The 4,763-nt window shown below is 39.8% G+C and carries 6 protein-coding genes; all 6 read right to left on the bottom strand.

What is annotated here, in order from left to right; translation table 11 throughout:
• Positions 1-576 (bottom strand): FAD:protein FMN transferase (locus tag WBJ10_RS13125; protein ID WP_424291017.1); only part of this gene is annotated, 576 nt, incomplete at its 3' end.
• 18 nt (positions 577-594) lie between these two features.
• A complete protein-coding gene (locus WBJ10_RS13120) occupies positions 595-1,587 on the bottom strand; it encodes a formylglycine-generating enzyme family protein (RefSeq protein ID WP_424291015.1) in 993 nt (330 codons plus the stop codon).
• Positions 1,588-1,699: 112 nt separating this feature from the next.
• Positions 1,700-2,296, bottom strand: coding sequence for a 3-keto-disaccharide hydrolase (locus WBJ10_RS13115; protein ID WP_424291013.1), 597 nt, complete (start codon positions 2,294-2,296; stop codon positions 1,700-1,702).
• Positions 2,297-2,352: 56 nt separating this feature from the next.
• Positions 2,353-3,123 carry a 3-keto-disaccharide hydrolase gene (locus WBJ10_RS13110; RefSeq protein WP_424291011.1) on the bottom strand — a complete coding sequence of 257 codons (771 nt, stop codon included), beginning with the start codon at positions 3,121-3,123 and terminating at the stop codon, positions 2,353-2,355.
• Positions 3,124-3,234: 111 nt separating this feature from the next.
• Positions 3,235-4,548, bottom strand: coding sequence for a Gfo/Idh/MocA family protein (locus tag WBJ10_RS13105; protein ID WP_424291009.1), 1,314 nt, complete (start codon positions 4,546-4,548; stop codon positions 3,235-3,237).
• A gap of 38 nt (positions 4,549-4,586) precedes the next feature.
• Complete coding sequence (locus tag WBJ10_RS13100) at positions 4,587-4,748, bottom strand: RagB/SusD family nutrient uptake outer membrane protein (RefSeq protein WP_424291019.1); 162 nt, start codon at positions 4,746-4,748, stop codon at positions 4,587-4,589.
• Positions 4,749-4,763 lie beyond the last annotated feature (15 nt).

Here is a 4,763-nt window from a genome sequence, read left to right as displayed (position 1 = left end):
GTCATTTCGTATCTTAAGCTTATTTGAACCTACATATTTCAAAATTGAGTTTATTGTATTACTATCTGGGTATGTTTCTGATTTACTAACTCCAAAGCCCCATGCTTGCACTAAAGGCTTCACGGTAACATCAAAAACTCCATTAGATTCCTTGTTAATCGTTAAAGATTTATCCACCACTCTCCTTAAATGTTCATCAAGTCTAACTCCTTTTTCAGATAGGTTAAACTTACTGATTAGGGAATTAGGCTTATATAGAGACAAAGAATTATCGATTTCCTTAAAAAGGCTATCAATGCTATTCTTTTTAATTACAGAATCAGTAGCAACATAACTTATGTGCCATGTAGTGCCTTGTGCATGTCCTGACAAGGTATATGCTTGCAACGAGGGGGAATTACTGAATGAAGTAAGTAAAATACTTACACCTATTGAAAGAACCAACTTATCAAATGTGTTCAAATATCCTCTTAACCTGAATACGCTTTTCGACCTCATCATCCCGTCGGGCAAGAAATATTTCCTTACTTTTTCCATTGTTGTGACAACATATAAATCCTTCAAAAATCTTCCCATTAAACGAAAAGTAGATGTTCAATAGTCTGCGATGGGTTTCCGGTTATAGTACAAATCAATCTCTTCCTTTGATGGGGTTTTCAATGGTCTAACAATACGGACCCCTATAAATGGAGCTTCCTGAAACCACCAGTTGCTTTTAGGGGTTTGCGGATCGTTTCTTTTCCAGCTAGGGTCAGATCGCTGCCTGCTCGCAGAACGGAGCTCAGCAGGTTGGTCAATGAATGATCCTCCACGCACGGAGTGAGGGTAAAGCTTAACCGGCGTTGCAACAGGGTTGTCCGCCGCCTTGGTTTTAAACTGCTGATAATAACCAGGGATATATTGATCTGCCGTCCATTCAGCAGCATTTCCGTGCATATCGTAAAGTCCCCATTTATTGGGCTTTTTAGTCCCGACCGGATGGGTTTTCTCCTGGCTATTAGATTTAAACCATGCATATTCACCTAACGAAGTATGACAATCGCCAAATGAATATGCTGTTGTAGAACCAGCTCGGCAAGCATATTCCCATTCAGCTTCTGTAGGTAAACGGTAGAATACGCCGGTTCTTGAATATAACCACTTGCAAAACTGTATAGCGTTGTATTGTGTCATTCCAACTGCCGGATGTCCTTCCTTACCCATACCGAAAGTCATGTCCAGATATGGCGGTGTGGGTCGGGTCACAGCATCTATGCCTTCGGAAGCGATACTATTTTTCGTGGCGTCAAACACCTTGGAGACAAAAAGTTCATAAATATCCCATGGAATTTCAAATTTGCTAATCCAAATTGCATTTATTTTCACTTTATGAACAGGTCCTTCATCGGGCTTATGTCCTACCTCGGCTTTCCGACTTCCCATTTCAAACTCTCCAGCCGGGAGTGCTATCATTTCAAAGTTAGTCTCAACACCAGGCAGTGACTGGGTATAAGATTTAAATTTTTTCTCCTGTGCAAAAAGGTGGTAAGGTAAAAAAAATATTAAAGCCGCTTTGATTAAGAGTAACAGATTAGATTTTCTGCTCATTTTCAATATTTATTATAATTCCTGTCACAAGCATATAGTCGCTGGTAATTAATTTTACTTGGAAACGCACACCTTATTAAACTTACGACCCTAATATGTAGTTTAGGGCTTTTTACCGTAATTCTTTAATACGCAGATTTTTCCATCTGACATTTATACCGCCCCCGCTATGTATCTGGAGCGCTATCGACCCTTCGCCGGCTCCTACCTTACTGTCGTTCAAGCTCACCATCTTTGTACCATTCAGGTAGGTATTTACATTGTCTCCCCTTACATCTATCCGCATATGATTCCATCCATTCGGATTTAATTTTTTCTCCTCTTCCGACCCAGGTTTGATTAGCCACTCTCTACCATAAGATTCATAAATACCTCCCGTATGAAGCCCGGCAGGAGCCACTTCAACTTGCCAGCCCTGTATTGTGGTGCCCTGAACATTAGAGCGGATAAACACACCGCTGTTCCCATTAGCCACCAATTTGAAATCGAGATCTAGAACGAAGTTCTTATATTTTTTATCTGTAGAAAGATAACCATACTTCTTTTCCGGGCCGCTTTCGCAGACTAGTTCCCCGTTATCGACATACCATTTTTCAGTGCCATGTATTTTCCAGCCCGATAAATCTTGGCCGTTAAAAATTGGTTTGTACGACTGACATGACGTAGTAAAAAAAATAAAAATACTAAGAATAAAAATGAGGTATTTCATGTGGTTAGATTAAATATTGTTAGGATATCGTTATGGAAATCTTACGTAATCTGCTATTAAATTTTCGGAGCAGTCTGCTCGGCCGAGGTAACTCCTGATGGCAATTCAATTATTTTAATATTTCGAAAATGGATAGGTGCACCTTCAGATTCCAGACATATGTATCCTTTCTTCTGGCTTGATTTACTAATACCATTCACAACTTTGCCATTTACTGCGAGCTTTATCACTCCGTCGATACAAGTAATCACATAGGTATTCCATTCACCCTTACCTTTACACAGATTTTCGATAGACTTGCTCCGAGTACCCCTGGGGTTATCCGGTACAGTTTCAATTCCATTAACTCCAAACAATTCGCCATGAACATATGCAATAGGGGGTACCTGGCCATTTTTAGTATTAATATTAACCCAGTCCAGCTCTAGCATTTGCACTTCAACACCATTTGGTAAACGAGACTTGACGTCCGGTTTCGCATCGCTCCAAACAAATGTGCCAGAATTTCCACCAGCAGTCATATGTTTCCATTCTATATGCATAATAAAATTTTCATATTGCTTTTCGCTTCTCATTACGCCAATTGGAAGGCCCGAACATTTTAACTCATTATTTTTAACTTTCCATGTATCTGGTGCGGTATTTACATTAATCCATTTTATCGAAACCTCTTTATTGCCGGATTTATTGATAAGATCGCTAAGGCCTATTGTTTTGCCGAAAATTAGTTCAGAAGTCTGGCCAAAGGAATAATTGGTTAAAGAAGGGGAGAACAATACAAAGTGGGCAACAAATATTTTCAGTGCAAATCTTTTAAAATTTTTCATTGTTAATTATTAGATTAATCGGTCTTGTTTATCGAAATACTTTTGGAGTGTCAGTCCTTATTCCCTCTATACTTAGATTAAGTATAGAGGGAATTTGCGACTTTTGGTCTATTATAACACTTTAGTAACACCTGGTATCGCTGGATCAGGACTATTGTATTTGTAATCCCAACTGAACAAATCGTTCGGAGGTCCTAGTACTTGTTGTGAATTAAATGCCTCTTCCCATGTAAGGGTCTTCCCGCTATATGCTACCATTCTGCTAAAGATGGCTAGCATTGTACTATTTGCCATCATGTCTCCCTCATTTACAGGCTTACCATTCCTTATAGATGCAAATAATTCATCATGCTGCGTTTGATAGGGATTATTTTTCTCACCGTCATAAACCCATTTATTTTTGCCGGTAATTTCATGTAATCCGCGCCCCAAGTTAACTACTGCATTACCTTCGGTACCTGCAACTTCGACTGAATTTCTGGTAGAACAGCCTGGCTGCTGGCGTGAAAAGCTAAATCCTCTCGCCCCGTTCTCATATTCATATTCAATCGCAAAGTGGTCATAAATATTACCGTATTTTTTATCTACCCGCACTTGACGACCTCCTGATCCGGTTGCTCTCAAAGGCATTTTATCACCCATTGCCCAAGTCATCATATCCAAGCTATGAACAATCATTTCAACGATATAGTCTCCCGACAACCAGTTGTAATAATACCAGTTTCGCATCTGATATTCCATATCCGTCCATCCAGCTTGTCTGGGCTTGTACCAAAGCTCCCCACCATTACGTGTAGAAGAAACAGTCATCACCTTTCCTATTTCACCATTCAAAACTTTCTTAAATAGAGCCCTTTTCGCGAAATCAAACCTAAAAGTGAACCCAGATACTAAAGACAAATTTTTTTCCTTCGCCTTTTTTGCGGCTTCGATCACTTTCCGAACACCTGGGGCATCTACGGCGACGGGTTTTTCACAGAAAACATGTTTACCTGCTTCTATGGCAGCCGTTAAATGATCGGGCCTAAAGGAAGGCGGAGTAGTTAAAATAACAACGTCTACGCCCGATTCTATTACCTTTTTATAAGCATCAAAACCGGTGAATTTACTGGCCTTATCAACTTTTGTTTTCTCTGGAAAAACCTGCGAAATTGCAGTATAAGCTTCCTCCAGGCGGTCGGAGAAAACATCGCCCATAGCAGTAATAACTACATCCGGGTCAGCTGTTAATGCTTGAATTGCAGCGCCCGTACCCCGGCCCCCGCAACCTATTAATCCAACTTTTAATGTGTTTTTGTTCTCTGCAAATGCGTAACCTGGAAATCCCAGATCAAAAGCTAACGTACTTCCTATGACCGCTGCGCTTGTAGTTCGTATAAACGCTCGGCGGTTAGTGTTTAAGTTATTAAACTTGATGTCTTTCATTTTCTTAAGTAATGAGTTCTTAGAATACAAAGGTCCTTTTATAGGTATCCTGGATTTTGCGTTAAATTTTTGTTTAGATCTATTTCTCTCTGCGGAATAGGCCATATATAATCCCTGTTAGGATTAAAAGTCCGATTTATTCCAATACTCCAAATCTTAGTTTGGCCGGTAACGTCGTCTACATAATCAAAACCTTGCACTAAACCGGCTTTTTC

Origin of the sequence: Daejeonella sp. (assembly GCF_049655485.1) — a bacterium.
Lineage (GTDB): Bacteria > Bacteroidota > Bacteroidia > Sphingobacteriales > Sphingobacteriaceae > Daejeonella.
Note: the sequence above shows the minus strand (reverse complement) of the source record. Positions and strands in the feature narration are given on the sequence as shown.

What these genes read in the sequence shown, in the direction of transcription:
- WBJ10_RS13115 (WP_424291013.1), bottom strand. Translation starts at nt 2,296, where the DNA reads ATGAAATACCTCATTTTTATTCTTAGTATTTTTATTTTTTTTACTACG.
- WBJ10_RS13120 (WP_424291015.1), bottom strand. Translation starts at nt 1,587, where the DNA reads ATGAGCAGAAAATCTAATCTGTTACTCTTAATCAAAGCGGCTTTAATA.
- WBJ10_RS13105 (WP_424291009.1), bottom strand. Translation starts at nt 4,548, where the DNA reads ATGAAAGACATCAAGTTTAATAACTTAAACACTAACCGCCGAGCGTTT.
- WBJ10_RS13110 (WP_424291011.1), bottom strand. Translation starts at nt 3,123, where the DNA reads ATGAAAAATTTTAAAAGATTTGCACTGAAAATATTTGTTGCCCACTTT.